This is a genomic window from Pseudarthrobacter oxydans (assembly GCF_034258515.1).
Taxonomy (GTDB): Bacteria; Actinomycetota; Actinomycetes; order Actinomycetales; family Micrococcaceae; genus Arthrobacter.
Window position 1 is genome coordinate 3,382,886 of record NZ_CP139438.1, and the last position, 23,406, is coordinate 3,406,291.

Sequence of the window (23,406 nt, forward strand, 5' to 3'; positions counted from 1 at the left end):
CTCCGGACCCGGTGAATCCCTGCGCCGCTACACCCTGCGCTGCTGCGGCAGAGGCGTTAAGAAAGCATTAAGATCCCCGGAAACGCCCGTTGGACAGGAACCGCCCGGTGCTAGGCTCCGGTGGTTACAGCACAGTGCCGCGCCTGGAAACGGGGGCCGGTGTGCCCTCATCCGGCAGAAAAGAAAGACACGTCCCTTGACGGCTCCCGCCCAGTTCTCCCTTCCCGCCACCGTTCCCAACCCTGAACGTGAAATAGTGCCCGGCAGCGCCTTCACCCGGTGGCTGCTTGAACACCGGGTGCACCAGCCCGTCGGCCCGGAAGCCGCCGAAGCCCATGCCCCGCAGCAGAGCTGGTGGAAGGTCATGTGCCTCACCGGGGTGGACTACTTTTCAACCCTGTCCTACCTTCCGGGCATCGCGGCCCTGGCCGCCGGTGCGCTGTCCCCGCTCGCCACCCTGCTGATCGTGGCCCTTACGCTGCTCGGAATGCTGCCCATGTACCGGCGGGTGGCCAAGGAAAGCCCCCACGGGCAGGGGTCCGTGGCCATGCTCGAACGGCTCCTGCCGTTCTGGCGAGGCAAGGTCTTCGTGCTGATCCTGCTCGGCTTCGTGGCCACGTCCTGGATCGTCACCATCACCCTGTCAGCCGCCGATGCCTCCGTGCACCTGCTCGAGAACCCGTTCCTGCCCCACTTCCTGGAAGGCCAGGCCGTCACGATCACCGTGGTCCTGCTCCTGATCCTGGGCGGGGTGTTCCTGATGGGCTTCTCCGAAGCCGTGGCCGTGGCCATCCCGCTGGTAGCGGTCTTCCTGCTGATGAATGCGGTGATCATCGGGGCAGGAGTCATGGAGATCTTCACTACCCCCGGCGCCCTGAACGGCTGGACCTCCGCCCTCACGTCCTCCGGCGGAGGCTTGGGCGGGGTCGTCGGCCCCGCCCTGATGGCTTTCCCCCTGCTGGTGCTGGGGCTGTCAGGCTTCGAGACCGGCGTCAGCATGATGCCCCTGGTGGCCTCCGAAGGCGCCACTGCCGAGGAGAAGCTCGCCGCCAAGATCAAGAACACCCGCAAACTCCTGACCGCAGCCGCGGTCATCATGAGCGTCTACCTGATCGGCAGCAGCTTCGTCACCACGGTCCTGATCCCTGCTGAACAGTTCCAGGACGGCGGCGAAGCGAACGGCCGCGCCCTGGCATACCTTGCCCACGAAAAGCTCGGCAACGGCTTCGGCTCCGTCTATGACATCAGCAGCATCCTCATCCTCTGGTTCGCCGGCGCCTCGGCGATGGCCGGCCTGATCAACATCGTGCCGCGCTACCTGCCCTCCTACGGCATGGCCCCGGACTGGTCCCGCGCCGTCCGCCCGGTGGTGCTGGTCTACACGGCCATCAGCGTCCTGATCACCATCGGCTTCAACGCCGACGTCAACGCCCAGGCCGGTGCCTACGCCACAGGCGTCCTGGCCATGATGGTTTCCGGCGCCATCGCCGTCACCATTTCCGCCATCCGCCGGAAGCAGCGCGCGGCGTCCATCGGTTTCACCGTGCTCACGCTGGTGATGCTCTACGCGCTGGCCGCCAACGTGATCGAAAAACCGGACGGCATCACCATCTCCGCGTTCTTCATCCTTGGCATCATTGCCATCTCCCTCGTCTCCCGCGTCAGCCGCACCACTGAGCTGCGCGTGGACAAAATAGAGTTCGACGACGGCGCACGCCGCTTCATCAGGGACACGCTGGAGTACGACGGCCGGATCAACCTGATCGCCAACCGTCCGCAGGACCGGGACGGCGCCGAGTACAGGGACAAGGAAGCGGTGCAGCGGGAAAACAACCCCGTGCCCGGCACCGCGGATGTCATCTTCCTGGAAATCGACATCACCGACCCCTCCGAGTTCAGCGAGACCCTGGAAGTCCGGGGCGTGGAAGTGGACGGCCACAGGATCCTGCGGGCAAACAGCCCGGCGGCACCCAATGCCATCGCCGCGATCCTCCTTGCGCTGCGGGACGGCACGGGTGTCAAACCGCATGCCTACTTCGAGTGGTCCGAAGGTAATCCGCTGGCCCACCTGATGCGCTACCTTCTCCTGGGCCGCGGCGACACTGCCCCGGTGGTCCGGGAAATCATCCGCGAAAACGAACCCGACCCGGACCGCCGCCCGGGCATCCACGTGGGATGAGCCTGCGAAGGAGCGGCCCGCCGCCGTCGGATTCGCCGAATGCCGGGAACCCCGGCACGGAACCGGCCAATGTCGCCGCAATCCAGAAGATGCTCCGGGACGCCAAAAGCGGGAAGGAAAGCAAAAAGGACAACTTTGTCCGCCGCCTGCTGACCCACCCCGTCAGGGCCGTCCCGGTGGCCTTCCTGCTGGTCATCATCACCGGCGGCGCCCTGCTGATGATCCCGGCAGCCCGGCAGGACGGGGGCTCCGCGGAGTTCATCGATGCGCTGTTCACCTCCGTCTCCGCCGTCTGCGTCACGGGCCTGATCACGGTAGACACCGCCACCTACTGGACACCGTTCGGGCAGGGAATCATCCTGGGCCTCATCCAGGTGGGCGGGTTCGGCATCATGACCCTGGCAACGCTGCTGGCGCTGCTGGTCCGCAAGAGCATCGGCCTTCGCGGCCAGCTTGTGGCCCAGTCCGAGACCCACACCCTGAACCTGGGGGACGTCCGGGCCGTGCTGCTCCGGGTGGCCAAGATCATGCTCGGCTTCGAGGCAGCAACAGCCTTGATCCTGACCGCCCGGTTCTGGATCGCTTACGACCAGAACCCTGCCACCGCCCTGTGGCACGGGCTGTTCCATGCCATCTCAGCGTTCAACAACGCGGGCTTTTCCCTCTTCAGCGACAACCTGATCGGCTTCGCCGAAGACCCGTGGATCATCGTTCCGATCTGCCTCGCCGTGATTGCCGGCGGGCTCGGTTTCCCGGTGCTCATCCAGCTCACCCGCGCTGAGGTGGCGCCGAAGAACTGGACTGTCCACCTGCGCCTGACCGTCTACGGAACGCTGCTGCTCCTGGTGGCCGGCTTCGCACTGTTCGCGGCCTTCGAGTGGAACAGGCACCAAACCCTGGGCCCGCTTTCCCTGACGGGCAAAATCCTGGGCTCCTTCGCCGGCAGCGTCTTTCCCCGCACCGCCGGCTTCAACAGCATTGACTACGGTGCCGCTGCCCCCGAAACGCTGATGGTCACCAACATCCTGATGTTCATCGGCGGCGGCAGCGCCGGCACCGCCGGTGGTATCAAGATCACGACGTTCCTGGTGCTGGGCTTCGCCATCTGGAATGAGGTCCGCGGCCGCGACCAGGTGACCATCGCCCACCGCTCCATCAGCTCGTCCTCCCAGCGGCAGGCCCTGTCCGTCGCACTGCTGGGGATCGCCGCCGTCGTCATTGGAACCATGCTCCTGCTGATGTTCACGGACTACAGCCTGGAAAAGGTCCTTTTCGAATCCATCTCCGCATTCGCCACGGTGGGCATGAGCACCGGCATCACGTACGACCTCCCCCCGGCAGCGAAATGGGTGCTTATGGCGCTCATGTTCACCGGCCGCATCGGAACGGTGGCGGTGGCGTCAGCACTCGCCCTGGCGGCCCGCCCGCGCCTCTTCCGGCTGCCGGAGGAACGGCCCATCATCGGCTGACATCCGGAACCGGGCAGGGCCGACCGGCACCGGCCAAGGCGGTGGCCGGAAAGAAATATCCCTTCTTTTTGGCCGTGATCTGCGTGCCAGCCTTAGACTTTTGGCAGTTGCAAGAGCCGGGGGGCCAAGTGGAAGAACAGGGCGTTTGCCTGGTCATAGAAGATGACCCGGACATCCGTGGATTGATTACTGCCGTGCTGGGCCGTGCAGGATTCAAGGTGCTGACCGCAGAATCCGGGGCCGAGGGAATTGCCGCGTGTACAGCCGCCGGCTCGTCCCTGTCCCTCATCACCCTTGACCTCGGCCTGCCGGACATGGACGGTCATGAGGTTGCCCGGGCCCTGCGGGAAGTGACCCAGACTCCGCTGCTGTTCCTCACCGCCAGGTCTGAGGAAGAGGACGTCCTTTCCGGAATGGCGTCAGGAGCCGCCGCCTACATCACCAAGCCTTTCCTTCCACGGGCCTTGAAGGAAGCAGCCCTGGGCCTGGCGGGGCTCCAGGGCCGCACGAAGCTTCCGGCAACGGGGAAACCCTAACCGATGTAATAATTGGCTCGATGTTGCGTCCATCACATTCAGCCCCTACTCTGATTGAGGCTTAAGAAACAGGCCATAGCAAGAAGCTGCAGCGTCGCAGCCAATGCCGGGGAAGGCTTTACAACTTGAATTCCAAGCTGAACATTGTTGTCCGTGTAGATCTCGACCACGCCAGGGCCCTCGTGATTGCCAAGGGGCACGTCACCGTCCACAGCGTCAACGCCCTTTATGTAGTAGTTAAACGCGCCAATTCCCTGCGGAATGGCCTCGACCTCGAACTGGACATTTCCCACGCCCGGGTAGACCCGGAAGCGCTGGAAATGCTCCATACGTCCTCTGCAACACACCATCTGCCGGCCAGGATCGATCCGGAGCAGGCACCCTGCACCATCAGCGTCCTGGCACCGCGCGCAGACGCCGGGCGCCGCGCTTATTCGCCGGCCCTCATCGCCGCCTAGGCACCCAAAGGCAACGGCACCCGAAGCGCCCAATCGTCGGGCCAGGGAGCCAGCCGCAACCTTTTCTTTCGTGGTTTCCACGGCCCGTGAGCGCAGTTGTATCCGAATGGACGGGTAGCTGCACTCCGGGTTTCACTGAAGGTCCATGCCGCCCTCAGGAGTGCGCCTCCAGCCATTCCTTGAGGAGGGGGGCCGGAAGCGGACGGGTGAAGTGGTAACCCTGGGCAAGATCGCAGCCCATCTCCTTGAGGGTTCGCAGCTGGCCGGACGTTTCCACGCCTTCGGCAACGGCCCGCAGGCCCACCGCGTGTGCCAGCTCGATGCAGCTGCCCACGATTGCGGCGTCCCCCTTGTCCGAGTCCAGTCCGCCGATGAAGGAACGGTCGATCTTCAACTCGTCAATCGGGAATTTCTTCAGGTAAGTCAGGCTGGAGTATCCCGTGCCGAAGTCGTCGACGGCAAGGCCCACGCCCAGGTTCTTGAGGGCCGTCAGGGACTCGAGGGCAGCGCCGGGATCCGCCATCAAGGCTGTTTCGGTGATCTCCAGGAGCAGCACCGCGGGGTCGATCCGCCGAAGCCGGAGGGCCTCTTCCACCATCGGCACCAGCCCGGGGTCATTCAGCTGCCGGGTTGACAGGTTGACCGCAACCTCGAGCTCCGCGGCACGGCGGCCCTCGCGTCGCCAACTGGCTGCCTGCCTGAGGGTTTCATCCAGGACCCACGCGCCCAGGGGCCGCACCAGGCCTGATTCCTCGGCCATGGTGATGAATTCCGACGGCGGCAGCAGCCCGCGGGTCGGGTGCTGCCACCTGACCAGGGCTTCCACCCCGCTGGCGAGGCCGGTGCGCAGGTCCACACGGGGCTGGTAATGCACCCGCAGGTCGCCGTCGCTGATCCCCCGGCGCAGCTCGCCGAGGGACCGGAGCCGGTCCACGGTGGGGTCGGATTCAGCGTGCCGGTGAATCTCCCAGCGGTTGCGGCCGAGCGCCTTTGCCCGGAACATCGCGATGTCTGCGCGGCGGACAAGGTCGTCCAGGGTTTCCGGCTCGTCCCCGGATACGGCCACTCCGATGCTGGCGGAGGTCACGATCTCCAGGCCCTCGAGCAGGATCGGGGCGCTGAGGACGTCCAGGAGCCTGGCCGCGAGCGCTGTTGCTTCCTCGGCGGACCCAAACACGTCCACCACGAGAAATTCGTCCCCGGAAAGCCGGGCCACGGTGCGGGCCTCCCCGGCCGCCGGCACCAGCCGCTGCGCCACGGACTTCAGGAGTTCGTCCCCTGCGGCATGGCCCAGGCTGTCATTGACCGCCTTGAAATGGTCAAGGTCAATGAAGAGGGCGGCCAGGATGCCGGTGCCGTTGGGGCGATCCGCCAGGATCGGACTGAGCCGGGTTTTCAGCCCCGCCCTGTTGGGGAGGCCGGTCAAGGCGTCGTGGGCCGCAAGGTGCTGCAGTTCGGTTTCGGCCTGCACCCGCCGGGCTTCGGATTCCTCGGCCTCCCGCAGGGCGGACACCAGTTCCTTTTCGTACATCCGGCGTTCGTGGGCGCTGAAGATGATGACGCGGACACTCGCGGCCTGCTGCGGGGAGCCGGGAGATCTCGAGGCCGAAAGCAGCGCGGCGCGGCGCCGTCCGTCAGCGGCAACAATCTCTATGGCTATTTCCGAAACAGCCCCGGTGATGCCGAGCTGAGGAATGCAGTGGGTGGAGTACAGCATTTGGTCGCCGACGGGCATCAGGGACTGCAGCCGGGTTCCCAGGAGTTCCGCCCGGGCATAACCCGACCAGTGCGCAAAGGTGTCGTTGACCGCGGTGATTTTCCCGCCGTCGTCCGTTACCAGGTAGCCGCACGGCGCCTTGTGGAACAGTGACTCGAAGTCCGCCGGCCCGCCGGCCTGGGCGCCTGTCACGGGCCGGCGGTAAGGTACTGCCGGATGGCCGCCGCTGTTGCCTCCGGTGCGCTGACGTGCGGGCAATGGCCGGCGGCCTTGAGGTGCACCAGCGAACTGCGTTCCAGCTGCCGGTTCAGGTACGTGCCCACTTCGGGCGGCGCGAGCAGATCGTCGGAGCACTGCAGGATCAGGCTGCTGGTGCGTACTTTGCCGAGTTCGTTCCGGGTGTCGGAGAGGAAGGTGACCCTGGCGAAGTGCCGCGCGATGGAGGGGTTGGTCCGGCAGAAGCTGCCGCGGAGATCCTCGGCCAGTTCGGGTTCGTCCGGGTTGCCCATCACCATCGGCGCGAGGGCTGCGGCCCAGGCAAAGTAGTTGCTGTCCAGGGAGTCCAGCAGGCTCTCGATGTCCTCCCGCGAGAACCCGCCCACGTAGCCGCTGGACGGGTCGTTGGTGTAGCGGGGCGACGGCGCCACCAGGATCAGATGCGCAAAGCGGCCGGGCTCCTTGACTGCCGCCAGCACGGAAATCATGGCGCTGACGCTGTGGCCGACGACGGTGACGTCCCTCAGGTCAAGGGCCGCGCAGATTTCCAGCAGGTCGGCCGCATAGCCGTCCAGGGATCCGTATTTGGTGCGGTCGTAGGCAGAGGCATCCGAGCGTCCGGCGCCCACGTGGTCGAAGAGGACCAGCCGGTGGTCCTCGGCGAAATGCGGCAGGAGCCTGCGCCACATGTCCTGGTCGCAGCCGAAACCATGCGCAAAGAGCATCACCGGCCCATCAGGGCGGCCGGAGAGGGTGACGTTGTTCCGGCGGATAACCGGCGAAACCGTTGCGGGTGCCGCTTCGACCATGTGCTTCACCAAACGTAAGTAGCCTGACCTGTTCCTGACTCAGATACTATCGGCGGGACGTCCACGAATCCTAGGATCGCTGGACGGCATCGCGGTGCGGCGCTAGTCCTCCACGAACTCCAGGAGGTCGCCGGGCTGGCATTCGAGGACCCGGCACATCGCTTCCAGCGTGCTGAAGCGGACCGCCTTGGCACGGCCGTTTTTCAGGACCGCCACATTGGCGGGTGTGAGGCCCACACGTTCGGCAAACTCCCCCACGCTCATCTTCCGTTTGGCCAGTTCGACGTCGATGCGCACCACGATGGGCATCAGATGACGGCTTCCATGTCCGCGCGGAGGTCCGCAGCCTGCCGGAGCAGGGCGCGGAGCACCACCACCACAAGGCCCACTGCGGCGCCGGCCACCAGGACCAGCAGCAGCAGGAGCGGCAGTCCGGGATCGTCGGCGTTGAGGACCACCACGGCGGCGAGCGCGGCGAGCATGGCCCAGCCGGCCGTGATGGCCCACACGATCGCGTTCACCCACACCAGGGCGCCGCGGCTGAAGATCCTGTCCTGCCTGACAAGCGTCAGCAGCTTCCAGGTGCTCACGATCACCACTTGGACGCAGGCCACCTCCAGGATGAAGAACATGGTCAGCGGCCACTGCAGGTACGCCCGCTCAGGGTTCTCCTGCGCCATATGGGCGAACTGGCCGGGAATGGACATGACCTGGAACAGGACCAGGAGGAGGAACGCGGCAACGAGCACCACCCTAAGAGCAGTGACGGCCAGGCGGGTGATTTTCATGTATCGAGTTTCGACCACTACCTATCGAAAGTCAATCGATCGGGAGCAGGGTCTCGCGGAGGGTGGGTTCCCGGGCCGGATCAGGGAACCAGTTGGGCCCTGCGGAACCGGAGCTCCCTGCGTGCGCCGTTGAGGGGTGATCCCGTAAAGGGCAGGGCGTCCAGGTCGATGCCCTCGGCCGCTTTGAGGGCAAGGGCATTGGCGGCAGCCGCTGCCCGCGGGGGCAGCGCGATGGCGGCTGCGAACTCCTGCCAGTGCCTGGCTTTGAGTCCCTTGACCTTGCCGGCGATGGGCAGCGCCATGGTGTCGTCGCCGTAGAGCAGTGTGCACGGGATGTCGTACATCGGGGAAACGGCCCAGCCGCCGTTCCGGCCCGCAAGGATGGCGGCGTTCTTGGCGTGGAGGTCCCCGTTGCCGGTCAGCCAGGCGAAGGCGAACTGCAGGTAGAGGTTCCTGGCGGCCACGGCCTTGGCCTTGCACAGTCCGGCCAGCGCCAGGACCAGGCGCTCGGAGCTGACCGCGTATTTCGACGCCGGCGGAAGGTTCAGCACCTGCGCCCCGTCCTCGAGCGCCAGCCGGACCGGCCCGTCAGCGTGGACGCGGTCGAACCGCTCCACAAGGAGCCCCGGCCTGCCTTTCCTGTCAGTGACCACGCTGTGTTTGGCCACCGGTATCTTGAGGGCTTTGGCCCCGGCGAGGTGGGCAGCCTCGTTCACCACAAGGTGCGGGTACTGGGGAGGGTCCAGTTTGAGGAGGTAGCGCCGGTTGGCGAGGGCCAGCGGCGTGGTCATCATGGAGGCGCTGGCTTTGTGCTGCACGCCGGGGAGTCCGTGCGGATCCACCGCGTCCGCCAGGTACGCGAAATCCAGGTCCTCCGGCCGGGATGTATCCGCCAGCGGCTGCTGCTCCACCAGGGGTTCGCCTGCCGGGACAACCTGCACATCGCCGGGCACATCCGCGCCGACGGCGAGGAGCAGGCTCAGCTCATCGCCCAGGCTCGTCTTAACGGCGTCCTTGAGCACGGTGAGCCGGTGGCCTTCCGGCAGGAGGCCGGAGAAGAAGGCGGGCAGTGCGCCGCTGGGCGATTCCACGGGTTCGGCAGTGACGGGCAGGGTGGTTGCCACGGGCCGCGCACCGGCACGGAGGTAGTGCTCAGCATAGGAGAAGGTCACGCTGCCGAGTTCCGTGCGGGTCAGGTGCCCTGCCAGGATGCCTGCCTTGTACACATCCGCCCCGCGGACAAATTTGAGGCGCCGCAGGTCCTCAGTCATCGGTAGCCCGGAGGTGGAGCCCCACCGCATTGGCGGCGGCGGCCACCGTAACCAGGGACGGGTTGCCCGTGCCTGTTTCAATGGCATGGATGGTGCGGGCGGAGGTACCCGCAAGGTCCGCCAGCGTGGCCTGGGTAATTCCGGACTCCTTCCGCGCGCGCCGGATCATTTCCCCAATGGCCGCCACGTCTTCCATCGTTCCCTTTCCGCAGGATATTGCCGATCAACACGCTTGCTCCTGCCACAATCCACCAGAACAAGGAAAACCGCAAGATATTGCAGAAAAGAAGACAATCCGAAGTTAAGGCGCCTCCTCCAGCAGGAACCGGAAATATCCTTCCGGTCAGCAGACCATCGGCGCGGTAATTTACGTAGGATTTCCCCATGAGGATCGCCGTTGCAGGGGGAACCGGTACCGTCGGACGCCACGTGGTAGCCGTAGCGAAGGAGCGCGGCCACCACGTTGTCAGCCTTAGCCGTGCCGAGGGTGTGGACCTGGTGAACGGGCGCGGCCTGGCCCAGGCCCTCGCCGGCCTGGATACCGTGATAGATGTCTCCGGGATCCAGACCATCTCCACCAAGCAGGCCGTGGACTTCTACACCAACGCCACCCAGAACCTGCTGGCCGCGGAACAGGAAGCGGGCGTGCGGCACCACGTGGCACTCTCCATCGTGGGGATCGACGGCGCCACGTCCGGCCTGTATGCGGGAAAGCTGGTGCAGGAGGACGAGGTCCGCCACGGCGGCGTCCCGTGGACCCTGCTGCGCTCCACCCAGTTCCACGAGTTCGTCCCGCTGACCGTGAAGATCGGGACGGTGGGCCCGCTGGTGGCCGTTCCAAAAATGGTCACCCAGCCCGTCGCTGCCCGCGAGGTGGCCGAGGCCCTGGTGGATGCGGCGGAGGCGGGACCGCAGGGACGGATCAATGACCTCGGCGGGCCGCGGACCGAGGAGCTCGCAGACCTGGTCCGCACCTATCTCGCGAAGACCGGTGAGCGCAAGAAGGTCCTGGAGGCAGTGCTGCCGGGCCGCATGGGCAAAGCCATGCGCAGCGGCGCGCTGATCCCGGCGCCGGGCGCCGCCGTCGGACGCCAAACGTTCCAGCAGTGGCTGGAAGCAGGCAAGTAGTCCCCGCGCCGGGCAGGAAAAGTAGAGTACCTGCTACTCGTGCCCTTTCCGCGCCGCTCCATTAAGTTCAGGGAAAGCCCGCGCACCGGCAAGGCGCGGGACGTACGTGGACGGGGGCAAAAGCGTGGCAGCACATCCGGCGACTGACGGCAGGCGCCAGGACCGGCCCGGGTTCCTGCTGGACCTGATCACCGGGACCGAAACAGAACTGGACTCCCTCCAGCGGCTGACCGAGGCCGCTGCGAAGGCGGTCATCGGCCCGGAGGGGCCAGGGCCGGACTGCGCCGCGGTCCTGGCGCGCGGAGGCTCTGCCCCGCTCACTGCCGGCAGCAGCCTCACGGCATCCGAACTGGCGGCATCGGAGGACCGGTACGGGGACGGGCCCCTGATGCAGGCACTGAGCACTGCCGGTGCGGTGACGGTCGACGGCGACACGTCAGTGCGGTGGCGGACGTACCAGCGGCGGCTGGCAGCTGCCGGGTATGGCGGCGCGGTGGCCGTTCCGCTGGGGTTGAACGGCGGCACGTCCTGCGCCCTGGTGTTCCTGGCGCGCACCGGCCCCGGGTTCGAGGGCCTGCTCGCCGAGGCCAAATGGTTTGCCGGGGTGGCGACGCACAGCATGCGGCTGGCCCTTGAGGTGCGCAGCGTCCGGTCCGCCGGGGACAACCTCAAGGCTGTGCTGGAAAGCCGCACCTCCATCGACGTGGCGTGCGGGGTGATCATGGCGCAGAACCGCTGTACGTACCCCGAAGCCTTCATCAAGCTGGCCAGCGCGTCCCGCCAGCGGAACCTCAAGGTCCGCAGTGTGGCCGAGAACATCCTCAAGGCGCTGCCCAGCGGCGCTCCGGCGGCCAGGTTCGAATCCTGAGGCAGGAGACGGAGCGGCCGGGCCGGCCGGGCAAGGGGAAAGCCCCTCCTAGGAGGGGCTTTCAACGTAGTGGTCAATTGTCTTCGAGTTACGGTCAGTGGTGATGCGCTACCCCCTCCCAGACGCCCCCCGGCGCCCATCTGGACTATGACAAGACCTGACTTTAATAACCTGTGCCCAGGAAGTAAACACCAAATTAAAAGTCCGCGCGCTCCCGCTGCGGATTTCCGCACGTTTCGGAACTTTTACTTGCGCGAAACAGGCCCGACCGTATTATTCATGCATGTGGACTAAACAGCACCAGGCCCTTTGCGTCACGTGCGGCAGGAGCACCAAGCACGTGACGCACTATAAGAAGGACGACGTCGGCGGCTCGCTGGTTGCCGAGGTCCAGTGTGCTGAGCACCACGAAGCGGCGGTCTGCAGCGAGCAGTACCAGCCCGTGCGGCTGACGCAGGCGGCTGAGCCCGCGGCCTGACCTCCCAGGTGCCGCTGCCAGGTCCCGGCTTGGCGCGAACCGCTCTCTGCTGCGCCCACAAACGTAATAACCCTCCGCCGGGTTAGGGGCAGGCGAAATTAGTAAGTAGACTGATTAGCATGGCCGGTAAATCAGCACATGCGTATGGGCTGGATGCACCTTATGCCTTGCCCGGGCGGACATCATGAGCGACGAGTCAGAGCGGCGGCTTGAGCTTGCAGCCATGGTTGTTGCCGGGCTGGACCCGGCGGACATCTGGCCGACCTACTTTGGCGGGCCGCGCTTTTCCGATTTTGAGCTGCATGCCTACCTTCACGGCGCACTGGCCTTGCCCGAATTTGAACGCGGTTACAGTGCCGGCACGGAGCCCATGCCTGCGCAGCCGCAGGGCGAGGGACGCCAGCACCGGAGGGGACGTGCCGGCGAGGATGCGCTGGCCGGCCTGGGAGCCGCGGGCAGGTTCCTCCTGACGCCTGAACGGGCGGAGGAGGAACGGCTGCAGTCGCTTCGGGAGACCGACCTGCTCCACACAGGCACAGTGGACATCTTTGACCAGGTGGTGGAAACCGCCAGGGACTATTTTGGCGTCGGTGCTGCATCACTGTCCCTGATCGCCGAAAATTCCCAGTTCCTCAAGTCCGTGGTCGGCCCCCTTCGCCAGGAGACGCCCCGGGAGATCGCGCTCTGCACGCATACGGTGCGGCTGAACACGATGCTCATCATCAACGACACCCTCACCGATGACCGGTTCGCCACCAATCCGCTAGTCGTCGGGGAACCCTTCATCCGCTTCTACGCCGGTTACCCCCTGCACGGGCCACGCGGCTGGAACATCGGAACGCTGTGCGTCATTGACCACCGCCCCCGGGCGTTCAGCGCCTCGGACCAGCAGGTGCTCCGCACCCTGGCCACCATCGTCCAGAACAACATCAACGCCCGCACTGACGCCGCCCGCTAGGATTCCCGGCCTGCGGACACCAGTTCGGGCCCGCGGCCATGTGCCGCTGCAGACTTTCGCGCAGCTTCCGGAGTTGACGCCGCTTCCGGAGTGGAGCGGACGACGGCGGGCTCCAGCCTTCTGTTTGCCCAGCGGCGGACGGGCGTCTCCACCAGGCGGTGGGACGCATAGGCCAGCAGGACGGTCAGTGCTGCGGCCAGCGGCACACGGAGCCACAGCGAAGGGATCAGCGGCATCAGCAACAGGTAGACGGGCAGGTGCCAGAGGTAGAAGGCGTAGGACAGATCTCGGCCCGGCCCGGCAAGCCAGGGGTGGCTGAGGACTCGGGCGGCGAAGCCGGCGGGCTGCAGGACCAGTGATCCGATCAGGGCGGCCGCCAGCAGGGAAAGCACGGCGGGCCCAACGGTCCAGAAGACGCTGAACCAGGGGCCGGGGGTGTCCGGCTCCTTCAGCAGGAACACGGCGGCCAGGAGGATGAGCCCGGCGGCCGGTCCGGCCCGGCGCGCCGCCGTCCGGAGGGCTGCGTGGAACCGGGAGCCGGGGGTCACTTTCGTGAACACGAGCGCCAGGGTGCATCCGATCAGCAGCTCGTCGGCCCGGGTGTCCGGCCCGTTGTAGAGGCGGTTCAGCGGCGCCCCGAGCAGCACCAGGACGAACCGTTCCAGCAGGAACGCCGCGGCCAGGCCTGCGGTGATCCAGGTGACCGTGCGGACCTTCCAGAACCGCAGCAGCACCAGCAGCAGGAGCGGCCACACCAGGTAGAACTGCTCCTCGACGGCCAGGGTCCAGGTGGGGCCAAGGGTTTCCCCCGCCACGGAATCGCCGAACATCCCGAAGCGGGCCAGGTTCATCACGTACGCGGCGGCCGGGAGGACAAACCCTTCCTGGCCGGCCCACTTCGACGCCGGGAAGGCCAGGCCCACGGCGACGATCACCCCGCACAGCGCCAGCAGCGCCGGCCACAGCCTGGCCAGCCGCTTGGCGTAGAAGATGCCCAGCCGCAGCCGGCCGGTGGCCAGGTGCTCCTTCATGATCAGGAGGGTGATCACAAAGCCGCTGAGCGTGAAAAAGACGTCCACGCCAATGGAGCCGCCCGGCACCAGGGCGGTTGCCGCGTGGAAGAAAAACACCCCCGCCACGGCAACAGTCCGGAGCCCGTCCAGGGCATGCTTCCGCCCGGCGATGAGGCTTGTTCCTGGTACTGCGTTACGTTCGGGGGCTGACAAATTTCCGCTGCTTGACCTAAAAACCACTCACCCAGCATATATAACGTTTCCATAACTGCGCTGGGTGCAGGCTGGACGCAGGCTGCACGCAGCCACGCAGAAGGCGTACGACGGCGGTGCGCGCCGCCGTCGTACGCCTTCAGTTTTTGGACCGCTGTCAGTCAGTTACCGGTTGACGTAGACCCCGCCGCAGGCTGCCTTCTCGGCGTCGCTTCCGAGGACGTAGAGCGTGTTGTTTTCTCCGGGAACGCCCTGGTGCACCAGCACGTGGAGGGGGTGGGTCCGGCCGTCCGTTTGTGGCAGGTCGGCGGCGTGGACGTTGTGCTCGAAGACGGCAGCGGGAAGGTCCACCGCTTCCTCCCCCGCACCCTCAGCCATCACCACGCAGCCTCCGCTGCCGACGACTTTGACGTGGGTGTGGTCAGCTGCTGCCGGCCCGGCGGCAGCAAGCAGCAGCAGTGCTGATGCAGCCGCAGCGGCTCCGGCCGCGCCCAGTGCTTTCGTGGATTTCATGACAGGCCCTCTCAATGTCAACGGGAACTTCATCGTTGCCAGAACGGCGCCGGCAGTCAATAGCCGGCCCGGCAGTAACGGTGCAGTAACGCGGAGAATGGTCCACTGTTCCCGTGTTCCCTCGCATGTGAGGACGGTCTTATGGGGCAGCCGTGGAATTCCTTCCGAGTGGCAGGCCTGGTGCTGGACGTGCCGGACCAGCTTGCACCCTCACATGAGCACGGCATCGAGGGCGGCGCTGCCGTCCTGGAGGGTGGCGGCATGCGCCTGACCGTCGACGCAAGCCCGTTCGCCGACCCGCTCACCCGCTATGCAAACAAACCTGGCTACGAGCGTTGGCGGGAAGCCCTGGGCAACCACATCGCGGACTTCGTCCTGTTTGAGGAAGAGGGCATCCGCACCGTTGCCGTGACTATTCCAGGGCGCGCCACCGCCGTCGTCCATCTGCCTGCGGACGCCGAACGGGACGTCGCGCTGCAGATCCTGCGAAGCATCAGAACCGATCAAGGAGAGCCAAATGACTGACGAACTGTACCCTGCGGCACCGTACCTTGCCGCAGTCGAAAACACCGCCCCGGGTGGACGAACGCCGGGCTTCAGCAAGGTGCAAACGTATCTCGAGCGCTTCGGCTACCTGGGGGAATCCACCCCCAGGGAAATCGGCGTCCTGGACGATCCCACCGAAGGGGCGCTTCGGAATTTCCAGGAGTTTTTCCACCTGCCGGTCACCGGCGTCTTCGACGATGCCACGCGCGAAGCAATGATGCGGCCGCGCTGCGGGCTTCCCGACATGCGGGCCGGCGAAATCGCCTTCGCCACCGCGTGCGCATGGGCGGACCGGACCCTGACCTACGCCTTCGACACCGGGACCGATGACGTCGCGGGCACCGCAGAATTCGACGCCATCCGGCGCGCCATCCAGACCTGGCAGACCGTGGGCGGACTGACCTTCACCGAGGTGGCCCTCGGCTCCAGTCCGGACATCCGCATCGGATGGCGCCCGGCGGCGGACCCGGACCATTCGATGGTGGGCGGCGTCCTGGCCCACGCCGACTTCCCTCCCGGCTGCAGCGTGGTCACCAACACGCTGCCCAAGCCGGTCCACTTTGACGACAGCGAACACGTGTGGAGCGTTGGCGCCGCGGCCAACGCCTTCGATATCGAAACAGTGGCGCTGCACGAGTTTGGCCATATCGTGGGGCTGGCCCACTCCAGCGTCGCGAACGCCGTGATGGCCCCCACCGTGGCGTCCAACTTCACCAAACGGGCCCTCACCCAGGACGACCTCGACGGATTCCGGGCTCTGTATCCGGCCGCGCCGCAGGCATGGTCCGGGTGGGATTCCCTGGGCGGGATCATCACAACGGACGCCTCCGTGGCCAACAACAAGGACGGCCGGCTGGAAGCCTTTGCCCGGGGCACCGATGGCGCCGTGTGGCACAGATGGCAGAACACCCCCAACGGCAGCTGGTCCGGCTGGAACTCCCTGGGCGGCGTCATCACCACCGACATCGCGGCGGCAAGCAACCTGGACGGCCGGCTGGAAATCTTCGCCCGGGGCACGGACAACGCCCTGTGGCACAAATGGCAGACCGCGCCCAACAGCGGCTGGTCCGGCTGGAACTCCCTGGGCGGGGTGATCACGGGGCCGCCGGCCACAGGCCGCAACGCCGATGGCCGCCTGGAGGTGTTCGCCCGCGGAACCGACGGCGCCGTGTGGCACCGCTGGCAGACGGCTCCGAACGGCAACTGGTCCGGCTGGCATTCCCTGGGCGGCGTGATCACCTCGGAGATCGGGGTGGGCAAGAACAAGGACGGCCGCCTGGAGGTGTTCGCCCGGGGCACGGACAACGCCCTCTGGCACTTGTGGCAGACAGCCCCCAACGGCAACTGGTCCGGCTGGCACTCTCTGGGCGGCGTCCTCACCTCCAACATCACGGTGGGCAGCAACGCCGACGGCCGCCTGGAAGCGTTCGTCCGGGGCACGGACAACGCCCTCTGGCACATGTGGCAGACGGCCCCCAACGGCAACTGGTCCGGCTGGCAGTCCCTGGGCGGCCTGCTCACCTCCGAGATTGCCGCAGGCAAGAATGCGAGCGGCCGGCTGGAGGTGTTTGTCCGCGGCACGGACAACGCCCTGTGGCACATGTGGCAGACAGCCCCCAACAGCGGCTGGTCCGGCTGGCACTCCCTGGGCGGCGTCCTCACCTCCAACATCACAGTGGGCAGCAACGCCGACGGCCGGCTTGAGGTCTTCGTCCGCGGCACGGACAACGCCCTGTGGCACAAGTGGCAAAACATGCCGTTCCTGACCGAGGAGTCCACGGGTTCGTCCGGTGCCGCGGCCATGACCGAGGCAACGGGCGCGGACATGCCCTCCGCCGGCGTCGTCCCCCAACCCGTCGAGATGCCAACCGGCACCATGGACGGGAGCGTGACGACGAACGGCCAGGAGCGGCGCCCGGCCCCGGCCGCCGAAGAATCCGGTTCGGACAAGATGCCGGCCGGGGAAATGCACGCCACCGCGTGAGCCGCCGCGTGGAAAGGGACTGAAACGTACGACGGCGGCCCGCGGCCGCCGTCGTACGTTCACTTTTGGGCCAGCGTCAGTGGTGTGTAGCCGCGGCGCTCCGCATTCCGGTGTAGGCCGCCACGACCCCCACGAGGAAAATGAGGACGGCGAGGTAGATCAGGCCGAGGTGCCCCAGCGTGGCCAGGCCCCACGGGTAGTGTGCGGGGAGGGCCACTGCGAGTCCAACGACAGGGACGATGACTGCGGTGGCGAAGGCCCACCGTTCTCCGCGGCGCACCCCGAACCAGGACAGGCCTGCGACTGCCAGACCGGTTGCCGCGATGAAGCCGCTGACCGCGATGTGCAGATGGCTGATGTAGTGGTACAGCTGCGGGCTGAACGCCTCGATCTCTGCCTTCCCCTTGTCCACTTGCTCGGGTCCGATGCCCAGTTCAAGGAAGGCGTCCGTGAAGTTCATTATCAAAAAGATCACGGCGTACCCCACGAAGGCCAGCCCGGCCAGCGTCATGAGGCCCGCTCCTGTCCGAAGGCGGGACTCCTGCTGGTGTGGCGTTTGGATGGTGGACACGGCCACCGCCCCCTCTCTTATTCAAGTAGATACTTGAATAAGAAACCCGCGGAGGTAGGCTTGTCAAGAGATATCTTGAATAGGAGGCACATATGGGCGACCAGCAGGACAAGGATGCGCTCTACGACGTCCTCGTGGAAGCGGCCAAGGCGATAGGGAACGGCCGGAGGGCCCAGCTCATCGATGTCCTTGCCCAGGGCGAGCGGCCGGTTGAAGAGCTCGCCGCAGAGATCCACCAGAGCATGGCCAACACATCCCAGCACCTGCAGCGCCTGCTGCGGGCCGGCCTCGCCTCCTCACGGCGCTCGGGGACGCGGATCTACTACTCGCTCGCCAGCCCGGCCGTGGAACGGCTATGGCGGGCACTTCGGGAGACAGCCGAAACCCACGCCGGGGAACTGGGCGAACTGGTCCGCGCCTACGTCGGCGACCGCGCCGACCTGAGCACAATCACGCGCGACGATCTGCTGCTGCGGCTGCGGCAGGGCGACGTGGTAGTGCTGGACGTGCGGCCACAGCCGGAATACGACGCCGGACATATCCCCGGTGCGATCTCCGTGCCCCTCTCGGACGTCAAGTCCCGGTTGCGGGAGGTTCCCCGAGGGGGCGAAGTCGTGGCCTACTGCCGCGGACCGTACTGCCTGTTTGCGGACGAGGCCGTACGGCTTCTCACGGACGAAGGACGCACGGCCGCACGGCTTGAGGAGGGCTTCCCTGAGTGGAAGGCGGCAGGGCTCCCCGTAGAGCAGTCGGTCACCTGACGCCGGCCTCAGCAGGACGATGGGCCCGAATTTGAGGAAGTCTTGGGAAGTTCTTGACGCTATCTGCCGCTTCCCTTGAGGATGGCAGTCCACAGTAGTCAGTGAAAGGCAGCGGCGCACGAAGGTGCGGCTGGAACTGGGTCCAGGAGTACCGCAGCCTTGAGTCGGGCAACCGATGAGTCTCAGCGCTTGGCGGTGCCAGGGGGGCACCGCCAAGCGCGAGCCCCCGCGCATGGGCCGTCACAGCAGGCAAATGCCGCACGTTATGCGCGCCTCCCCCGGCATCCGGAATTGAGGACGCATGCCGTGCGCTCAGCCCATTCCCGCGGGCCCCGCCCAGGCGCCGGGAGCGCCGGTCCCGCCTCCGCCACGGTCGTCATCCTTTCCGCAGCAAAGGCATCGTTTGTACAAGCCGCCGTCCTCGGTGTGTTCGACGTGCCACTCGTGGCGGAGGTTCAATCTGCACATCAGGGCCTGCAACATGGCTTCTCCTCACTGAGAAATCCTGCCGTCCCCCCATCTCAAGTATGTTCCCCAGACCCATGCCTGGAGTAGGTCTAGTGGATTGAGGGGTTGGCACCACGGCGGCGGCCCGGGGAATGCACGCAAGGAACGGGGGTTTTGGATCTGGCCGCCCCCAGCAGCGGCCAGTCCGGTCAGGGGATCTGTCCGGTCAGGGGATCAGCGCAGGACGCCGCACACCGCCGGATCGGTGGCTTCGGCAGGCAAGGCACCGTTCAGCTCGCTTGCGCCTTCGGGGTCGCTGAAGTTGTAGGTTCCGTTGCCGTCGTAGTCCAGCCCGTGGATGACCAGGACGCCTTCGCCTTCCCGGATGGAATCCGCGATCTGCTTGGCCGTGCCGAGCCCGCCGGCACCGGGGTAGCCCGTTCCGGCGACATCGGTGAATTCGATATTGTCCCGGCTGTAGCTGAAGATCCCGTCGCTGGAGACAGGGAAGCGGGCCACATCGAGGAAGCTGGCCGGGGTGGTGTCCCCCGTGGTGTTCAGCGATACCACCACCGGGCCGTAGGCCGGTATCCCTTCAACAGTGTTGATGCGCCCGTCCCGGTTCGAGTCCTGGGCAAGGGTGGGGCACTCGTTCAGTGCGTCATTGCCGTAATGGATGTGCTGGGCGTGGGGTGCGTCCGGTGTCAGGCCCTCGGCGTGGACCTCGATGTGTTCGATTTTCTGGTTCTTCACCACGGCCGTCGCGGTGCCGGATGCGCCGGAGCCGTTCAGTTCGCTGAGCACAGCCGTGAGCGTGACGGACTTGTCCGGTGACTTTCCGTTATTGGCCAGAACCGGGCCTGCACCAAGGGATACCACTGTGAGTACAGCTGCTGCCGCGCCGCCAATAGCCAGCTTGGAATTTCTGTTCATTTTCTGCTCCCTACCAGGGACCACCGAGGAGGTTCGGTGGTCTTCCTGTGATTCGCACCACCATGGCTCAGGGATGGGTGGTCCCCGAAGGTTACGGACGTTCGTGCCGTCCCGCCGGGCGGGTGGAGGGGTTGCGGTTTGAGCCCGCCCTGGACCACTGTTTCCATTCCTCCGTGGCCACAGTGGGCCTGCCCAGCAGGTAACCTTGGCCTGCACCCATGCCCAGCTTCCGCACGGCCGCAAGTTCAGCCTCGGTTTCAATCCCTTCGGCAACGAGGGAAGCACCGATCTCCCGGGCGAAGCCGACCATGGCGGCGCCCAAAGCCTGCAGGCCCGCGTCGGCGTTGATGCCGGTGATGACCTTCCGGTCGAGCTTAATCAGATCCGGCCTGAGTTCAACGATGTGGCGCATGGAAGCGAACCCTGCACCGGCGTCATCTACAGCAATCCTCAAACCCGCGCTCCGCAGGGGAGCCAGCACTCCTCCAAGCTGGCCGTAGTCGGCCACTTCGTGGTGCTCCGTCAGTTCCAGCACAATGCGCCCCAGTGGAATGCCGCAGCCCAGCAGGACACCGGCCACCCGATTATCAAGGCACGCCCCAGGGGAAAGATTGACGGCCACGTAGAGGTCTTCCGGCAGGGACTCCGCGGCAATCAGCGCCGACTGAAGCGCAATTATTTCCAGGTCAACACCCAGCCCCACAGAGGCGGCCTCAGCAAACCAGGCCTCCGGGGACATCCCGGGATCGTCAGCGCTCAGGAACCTCGTCAGCGCCTCCGCCCCGATCACAGCGCCGGAGTCCGAAGCGCGGATGGGCTGGAAGGCCGTCAACAACGTACGGGAGGAAAGCATGGCTTCTACCCCGGCGAAGGCTGCTTCGGCCGCAGCGCCAAGGGCCGGGGGCGTGTCCAGGGCACGCGTGGTCCCCTCAAAGCCGCACACTTGCCCCTGCCCGTCAGAGATCGGCCTGCCGGAAACCTCAACAAGGATCCGTCGGCCGTCCCGGTGCCGGCAGGTGGTCACCAGACCGGACCATGAAGCGTCAGGACCCTCCAGTCCCACCCTGTCCTGCAGCGCCCGGGCCAGGTCATCGGGTTCGATGACCTGGCTGTAGTGCTGGCCGAGGAGTTCGGAAGGGTCATACCCGAGGAGCTCCCGGGACATTGGCCCGGAAAAGGTGAACCTGCCGTCCGGGCCGATGGTCCACAGCCATTCCCTGCTGGTGGCCAGCACAGCTTCCAGGAGATGGGACGTTGTGGACGCGGCAATCGATTTCCGGCCCCGGATGCGCGGCAGGCCCCACAGCAAGTAGCCGGCAGCCACTACAACCACAACTGCGAGCACAACCGCTCCCCAAGGTTCGTCCAGCAGGACCGCCGGAACGGTGAGTGCGAGGATCAGGCCGGCCAGGAAGCAGGAGTACAACATCCAAGGCCGCAACTGGGAGGGCAGAAACTGTGCCTGCCCGCCGGAGACCGGGGAGCGGGAAGAATCATTCTTCGCCGGGCGGGGACTGCCGGCCGGCGGGCGCTTCCGCATCAGGGCACCTCAGGGTTTCCCCGTGCCTGCCTCAGGATTGGCCGGTCCCGCTTTGGCACCGTAGACGTACCGGAATGGCTGAAAGGTCGAGATGCGGACACTGCTGACTGGAGCCACGGTTCCCCCCGGAGACCAATTACTAAATTGCTTAGTAATTCAATATAGCCTGACGGCATGCCTGTGCCCGTAACGCTGTAGTAACGCCATGGAAGGTAGGGCAGGGCGGACCGCTCGACACACAAGCCAGAAGCCAGGAGCCACGGCACCTGGCAATACGCCAGGGAGAAGAACCGTGAAGAACACATCGCCTAGGGAAATCCGGATCACGCATTCTGAGTCAGGGGCAAGCCCACGCGCCCGCACCCGAAGGGGCCGTGCGGGGCGCATGGGTTTGCTGGCCGCCGTCATCGCCGGACTGCTGGCCGGCTCCGTCGCTGCGCCGGCAGCCGCCCAGGACGCGGCGCCGCTGGACTACGTCGCCCTGGGGGATTCCTATACCTCCGGCATCGGCGCTTCCCCGTCTGTCACCGTCTCTCCCCTCTACCCCGCCGAGCTGCAGCCGTGCTACCAGTCATCGCCGGGCTACGCCGATGTGCTGGACACCCAGGACCACGTGCAGCTCACGGCCAACGCAGCCTGCGCGGGCTGGACCGCCGCCATGGTGCCCCTGCAGGTCCAGGTGGCATCCGCCGCCGGCGTCCTGAACGCGGAAACGGACCTGGTGACCATCACAGCCGGCGGCAACGACGTCGGGTTCGGGAACCTGCTCGGGGCCTGCATGCTGCGCCCCCTGGAGGTTTGCGCGGCGGAGGTGAAGGCCGCGGAAGCCGTTGCCCAGACCGTTGTCCTCCCGGCGCTGACCACTGCCTACGCAGCTATCCGCGCCCAGGCACCGAATGCCAAAATCGTGGCACTGGGCTACCCGCACCTGTTCTCCCCGGAAGTCGGGGCCAACGGCTACATCACCAACGAAGCGGCGAAGGTCTTCAACAAAGGCACGGACACCCTGAACAAGGCCATCAAGGACGCGGCCAAGAAGTCCCCCGGAACCGTCTACGTCAGCGTCACCGACGAGTTCGAGGGGCACGGCGTCGGCCTGCCCGGCTCCTGGTTCTTTTTCGACCCGGCCGACCCCTTCAGCGGCATGAGCTTCCACCCGAATGCCACCGGCTACGCCCTGGGCTACGCTGACGCCATCATCCGCGAAGCGAAAATCCCCGCCCTCAGCAACTGACGCGAAGGTGAGCGTACGACGGCGGCACGCGCCGCCGTCGTACATCCTGCCTTCAGCGCGGGGCACCCGCCCGGCTTACCGCGTCAGGCCCGCCCAGTACTCCAGGAACTTCCCGGCGATGTAGGCGTGGCCGGCGGTGTTGGGGTGGGCGCCGTCGGCGTCGAAGCCCGGACTGTTGGCGCCCGTGAACCAGTTGCCCTCGACGGCGTCGATAAAGGGTGCGTTGGCTGCCGCGGCACCGGCCCGGACGGCGCTGTTCACGCCGCGCAGTCCCTCCGCCAGGGGCTGCGGAGCCGACGGCCCGAGCACCACCACCTGGACACCCGGCCAGAACCTCCGGGCCGCCTCGATGGTCTGGGCAGTGGCGGCTTCCACTTCATCCGGATTGGCCACGGCGGAGTCGTTCTGTCCGCCCTGCAGCACCAGGACGTTGGGCACGAAGGCGGCGTTGCCGGCGATCTTCCGCAGCCGGACTTCGTACTCTTCACCCCCGTCGTCCTGCGCCCCGCCGCCCCAGGCGAACCCGGTTCCGCCCGCGCCGTCCACGGTGGCGGGGTAGCCGAGCTCCGCGGCAACCAGGTACGCCCACCCCTGGTCCGGCTGGTCCGCCCCCACCCCGGCCGTGTACGAATCGCCAAGAATCAGCAGGACGGGCTCGGCGGGCAGCTCAATTCCCGGCGTTCCGGGCGTTGCGGGCGTGGCAGTGCCCGTGGGTGTCGGCGCCACGGAAGCTGTAACTGTCGGCGCGGCGGCCGAACGTGTTGCGGCCGCCGGGC

General features: G+C 66.4%; 24 protein-coding genes. 12 read left to right on the forward strand and 12 right to left on the reverse strand.

Translation table 11 applies throughout. The features are described 5' to 3' along the window. The first annotated feature begins 196 nt into the window (after window positions 1-196). The 4 genes from SMD14_RS15445 (at window position 197) to SMD14_RS15460 (ending at window position 4,642) form a co-directional block, all read left to right on the forward strand. Entirely contained in the window at window positions 197-2,179 is a 1,983-nt protein-coding gene (locus SMD14_RS15445) for an amino acid transporter (protein ID WP_157241487.1), read from the forward strand. An 89-nt stretch (window positions 2,180-2,268) separates the two neighbouring features. Then, window positions 2,269-3,648 carry a TrkH family potassium uptake protein gene (locus tag SMD14_RS15450; RefSeq protein ID WP_157242990.1) on the forward strand — a complete coding sequence of 460 codons (1,380 nt, stop codon included), beginning with the start codon at window positions 2,269-2,271 and terminating at the stop codon, window positions 3,646-3,648. Between the two features lie 128 nt (window positions 3,649-3,776). After that, the gene (locus SMD14_RS15455; protein ID WP_321214193.1) at window positions 3,777-4,184 is read left to right on the forward strand and encodes a response regulator; all 408 of its coding nucleotides are present in this window, start codon (window positions 3,777-3,779) and stop codon (window positions 4,182-4,184) included. A gap of 125 nt (window positions 4,185-4,309) precedes the next feature. Continuing rightward, the gene (locus SMD14_RS15460) at window positions 4,310-4,642 is read left to right on the forward strand and encodes a hypothetical protein (RefSeq protein WP_157241482.1); all 333 of its coding nucleotides are present in this window, start codon (window positions 4,310-4,312) and stop codon (window positions 4,640-4,642) included. Between the two features lie 154 nt (window positions 4,643-4,796). On the opposite strand, the gene SMD14_RS15465 is transcribed toward SMD14_RS15460, so the two are convergent. The 6 genes from SMD14_RS15465 to SMD14_RS15490 all read right to left on the reverse strand — a co-directional run bounded on the left by SMD14_RS15465 (window position 4,797) and on the right by SMD14_RS15490 (window position 9,639). Further along, the gene (locus tag SMD14_RS15465; protein ID WP_321214194.1) at window positions 4,797-6,551 is read right to left on the reverse strand and encodes an EAL domain-containing protein; all 1,755 of its coding nucleotides are present in this window, start codon (window positions 6,549-6,551) and stop codon (window positions 4,797-4,799) included. After that, the gene (locus SMD14_RS15470) at window positions 6,548-7,384 is read right to left on the reverse strand and encodes an alpha/beta hydrolase (RefSeq protein ID WP_321214195.1); all 837 of its coding nucleotides are present in this window, start codon (window positions 7,382-7,384) and stop codon (window positions 6,548-6,550) included. Before SMD14_RS15470 ends, SMD14_RS15465 begins: the two co-directional genes overlap by 4 nt. 102 nt (window positions 7,385-7,486) lie before the next feature. After that, window positions 7,487-7,693 carry a helix-turn-helix transcriptional regulator gene (locus SMD14_RS15475; RefSeq protein ID WP_104998778.1) on the reverse strand — a complete coding sequence of 69 codons (207 nt, stop codon included), beginning with the start codon at window positions 7,691-7,693 and terminating at the stop codon, window positions 7,487-7,489. Next, a complete protein-coding gene (locus SMD14_RS15480; protein WP_321214196.1) occupies window positions 7,693-8,172 on the reverse strand; it encodes a DUF2975 domain-containing protein in 480 nt (159 codons plus the stop codon). The genes SMD14_RS15475 and SMD14_RS15480 overlap by 1 nt, the downstream gene beginning before the upstream one ends. Window positions 8,173-8,252: 80 nt before the next feature. Further along, on the reverse strand, window positions 8,253-9,443 hold the full coding sequence (locus SMD14_RS15485) for a HipA domain-containing protein (protein WP_321214197.1): 1,191 nt from the start codon (window positions 9,441-9,443) through the stop codon (window positions 8,253-8,255). Continuing rightward, window positions 9,436-9,639: a helix-turn-helix transcriptional regulator gene (locus tag SMD14_RS15490; RefSeq protein ID WP_321214198.1), complete on the reverse strand. Its 204-nt coding sequence runs from the start codon at window positions 9,637-9,639 to the stop codon at window positions 9,436-9,438. Before SMD14_RS15490 ends, SMD14_RS15485 begins: the two co-directional genes overlap by 8 nt. Before the next feature lie 188 nt (window positions 9,640-9,827). On the opposite strand from SMD14_RS15490, the gene SMD14_RS15495 reads away from it, so the two are divergent. The 4 genes from SMD14_RS15495 to SMD14_RS15510 all read left to right on the forward strand — a co-directional run bounded on the left by SMD14_RS15495 (window position 9,828) and on the right by SMD14_RS15510 (window position 12,875). After that, window positions 9,828-10,571, forward strand: coding sequence for an NAD(P)H-binding protein (locus SMD14_RS15495; protein WP_321214199.1), 744 nt, complete (start codon window positions 9,828-9,830; stop codon window positions 10,569-10,571). A 124-nt stretch (window positions 10,572-10,695) separates the two neighbouring features. Beyond that, window positions 10,696-11,439 carry an ANTAR domain-containing protein gene (locus SMD14_RS15500; protein ID WP_321214200.1) on the forward strand — a complete coding sequence of 248 codons (744 nt, stop codon included), beginning with the start codon at window positions 10,696-10,698 and terminating at the stop codon, window positions 11,437-11,439. A gap of 283 nt (window positions 11,440-11,722) precedes the next feature. Next, window positions 11,723-11,917, forward strand: a complete 195-nt coding sequence (locus SMD14_RS15505) for a hypothetical protein (RefSeq protein ID WP_321214201.1) — start codon at window positions 11,723-11,725, stop codon at window positions 11,915-11,917. A gap of 184 nt (window positions 11,918-12,101) precedes the next feature. After that, window positions 12,102-12,875, forward strand: a complete 774-nt coding sequence (locus tag SMD14_RS15510) for a GAF domain-containing protein (protein ID WP_157241471.1) — start codon at window positions 12,102-12,104, stop codon at window positions 12,873-12,875. Here SMD14_RS15510 and SMD14_RS15515 read toward each other — a convergent pair. Both SMD14_RS15515 and SMD14_RS15520 read right to left on the reverse strand, forming a co-directional pair. Next, the gene (locus SMD14_RS15515) at window positions 12,872-14,101 is read right to left on the reverse strand and encodes an acyltransferase (protein WP_321214202.1); all 1,230 of its coding nucleotides are present in this window, start codon (window positions 14,099-14,101) and stop codon (window positions 12,872-12,874) included. The two genes, SMD14_RS15510 and SMD14_RS15515, sit on opposite strands and share 4 nt — an antisense overlap. Before the next feature lie 165 nt (window positions 14,102-14,266). After that, a complete protein-coding gene (locus SMD14_RS15520) occupies window positions 14,267-14,614 on the reverse strand; it encodes a hypothetical protein (protein ID WP_157241469.1) in 348 nt (115 codons plus the stop codon). A 141-nt stretch (window positions 14,615-14,755) separates the two neighbouring features. Between SMD14_RS15520 and SMD14_RS15525 the strand changes: the two genes are divergently transcribed. Continuing rightward, complete coding sequence (locus SMD14_RS15525; RefSeq protein WP_321214203.1) at window positions 14,756-15,139, forward strand: hypothetical protein; 384 nt, start codon at window positions 14,756-14,758, stop codon at window positions 15,137-15,139. Next, window positions 15,132-17,144, forward strand: a complete 2,013-nt coding sequence (locus SMD14_RS15530) for a matrixin family metalloprotease (protein ID WP_321214204.1) — start codon at window positions 15,132-15,134, stop codon at window positions 17,142-17,144. The genes SMD14_RS15525 and SMD14_RS15530 overlap by 8 nt, the downstream gene beginning before the upstream one ends. Before the next feature lie 76 nt (window positions 17,145-17,220). On the opposite strand, the gene SMD14_RS15535 is transcribed toward SMD14_RS15530, so the two are convergent. Then, window positions 17,221-17,715 (reverse strand): hypothetical protein, encoded by a 495-nt coding sequence (locus SMD14_RS15535; protein ID WP_321214205.1) that lies wholly within the window; start codon window positions 17,713-17,715, stop codon window positions 17,221-17,223. 92 nt (window positions 17,716-17,807) lie between these two features. Between SMD14_RS15535 and SMD14_RS15540 the strand changes: the two genes are divergently transcribed. Then, a complete protein-coding gene (locus SMD14_RS15540; RefSeq protein ID WP_321214206.1) occupies window positions 17,808-18,476 on the forward strand; it encodes a metalloregulator ArsR/SmtB family transcription factor in 669 nt (222 codons plus the stop codon). Window positions 18,477-19,157: 681 nt separating this feature from the next. Here SMD14_RS15540 and SMD14_RS15545 read toward each other — a convergent pair. Both SMD14_RS15545 and SMD14_RS15550 read right to left on the reverse strand, forming a co-directional pair. Beyond that, window positions 19,158-19,856, reverse strand: a complete 699-nt coding sequence (locus SMD14_RS15545; RefSeq protein WP_157241464.1) for a hypothetical protein — start codon at window positions 19,854-19,856, stop codon at window positions 19,158-19,160. A gap of 91 nt (window positions 19,857-19,947) precedes the next feature. Beyond that, the gene (locus SMD14_RS15550) at window positions 19,948-21,285 is read right to left on the reverse strand and encodes an EAL domain-containing protein (RefSeq protein ID WP_321214207.1); all 1,338 of its coding nucleotides are present in this window, start codon (window positions 21,283-21,285) and stop codon (window positions 19,948-19,950) included. A 496-nt stretch (window positions 21,286-21,781) separates the two neighbouring features. Between SMD14_RS15550 and SMD14_RS15555 the strand changes: the two genes are divergently transcribed. After that, window positions 21,782-22,630 carry an SGNH/GDSL hydrolase family protein gene (locus SMD14_RS15555; protein ID WP_321214208.1) on the forward strand — a complete coding sequence of 283 codons (849 nt, stop codon included), beginning with the start codon at window positions 21,782-21,784 and terminating at the stop codon, window positions 22,628-22,630. A 75-nt stretch (window positions 22,631-22,705) separates the two neighbouring features. On the opposite strand, the gene SMD14_RS15560 is transcribed toward SMD14_RS15555, so the two are convergent. After that, window positions 22,706-23,356 (reverse strand): SGNH/GDSL hydrolase family protein, encoded by a 651-nt coding sequence (locus SMD14_RS15560; RefSeq protein ID WP_321214209.1) that lies wholly within the window; start codon window positions 23,354-23,356, stop codon window positions 22,706-22,708. Window positions 23,357-23,406: the final 50 nt, after the last annotated feature.

Excerpts from the sequence above, each read along its gene's own strand:
- SMD14_RS15470 (WP_321214195.1), bottom strand. The coding sequence starts at position 7,384 with ATGGTCGAAGCGGCACCCGCAACGGTTTCGCCGGTTATCCGCCGGAAC.
- SMD14_RS15505 (WP_321214201.1), top strand. The coding sequence starts at position 11,723 with ATGTGGACTAAACAGCACCAGGCCCTTTGCGTCACGTGCGGCAGGAGC.
- SMD14_RS15510 (WP_157241471.1), top strand. The coding sequence starts at position 12,102 with ATGAGCGACGAGTCAGAGCGGCGGCTTGAGCTTGCAGCCATGGTTGTT.
- SMD14_RS15450 (WP_157242990.1), top strand. The coding sequence starts at position 2,269 with ATGCTCCGGGACGCCAAAAGCGGGAAGGAAAGCAAAAAGGACAACTTT.
- SMD14_RS15530 (WP_321214204.1), top strand. The coding sequence starts at position 15,132 with ATGACTGACGAACTGTACCCTGCGGCACCGTACCTTGCCGCAGTCGAA.
- SMD14_RS15545 (WP_157241464.1), bottom strand. The coding sequence starts at position 19,856 with ATGAACAGAAATTCCAAGCTGGCTATTGGCGGCGCGGCAGCAGCTGTA.
- SMD14_RS15480 (WP_321214196.1), bottom strand. The coding sequence starts at position 8,172 with ATGAAAATCACCCGCCTGGCCGTCACTGCTCTTAGGGTGGTGCTCGTT.
- SMD14_RS15525 (WP_321214203.1), top strand. The coding sequence starts at position 14,756 with ATGGGGCAGCCGTGGAATTCCTTCCGAGTGGCAGGCCTGGTGCTGGAC.
- SMD14_RS15555 (WP_321214208.1), top strand. The coding sequence starts at position 21,782 with ATGGGTTTGCTGGCCGCCGTCATCGCCGGACTGCTGGCCGGCTCCGTC.
- SMD14_RS15495 (WP_321214199.1), top strand. The coding sequence starts at position 9,828 with ATGAGGATCGCCGTTGCAGGGGGAACCGGTACCGTCGGACGCCACGTG.
- SMD14_RS15520 (WP_157241469.1), bottom strand. The coding sequence starts at position 14,614 with ATGAAATCCACGAAAGCACTGGGCGCGGCCGGAGCCGCTGCGGCTGCA.
- SMD14_RS15550 (WP_321214207.1), bottom strand. The coding sequence starts at position 21,285 with ATGTTGTACTCCTGCTTCCTGGCCGGCCTGATCCTCGCACTCACCGTT.
- SMD14_RS15475 (WP_104998778.1), bottom strand. The coding sequence starts at position 7,693 with ATGCCCATCGTGGTGCGCATCGACGTCGAACTGGCCAAACGGAAGATG.
- SMD14_RS15540 (WP_321214206.1), top strand. The coding sequence starts at position 17,808 with ATGGGCGACCAGCAGGACAAGGATGCGCTCTACGACGTCCTCGTGGAA.
- SMD14_RS15490 (WP_321214198.1), bottom strand. The coding sequence starts at position 9,639 with ATGGAAGACGTGGCGGCCATTGGGGAAATGATCCGGCGCGCGCGGAAG.
- SMD14_RS15485 (WP_321214197.1), bottom strand. The coding sequence starts at position 9,443 with ATGACTGAGGACCTGCGGCGCCTCAAATTTGTCCGCGGGGCGGATGTG.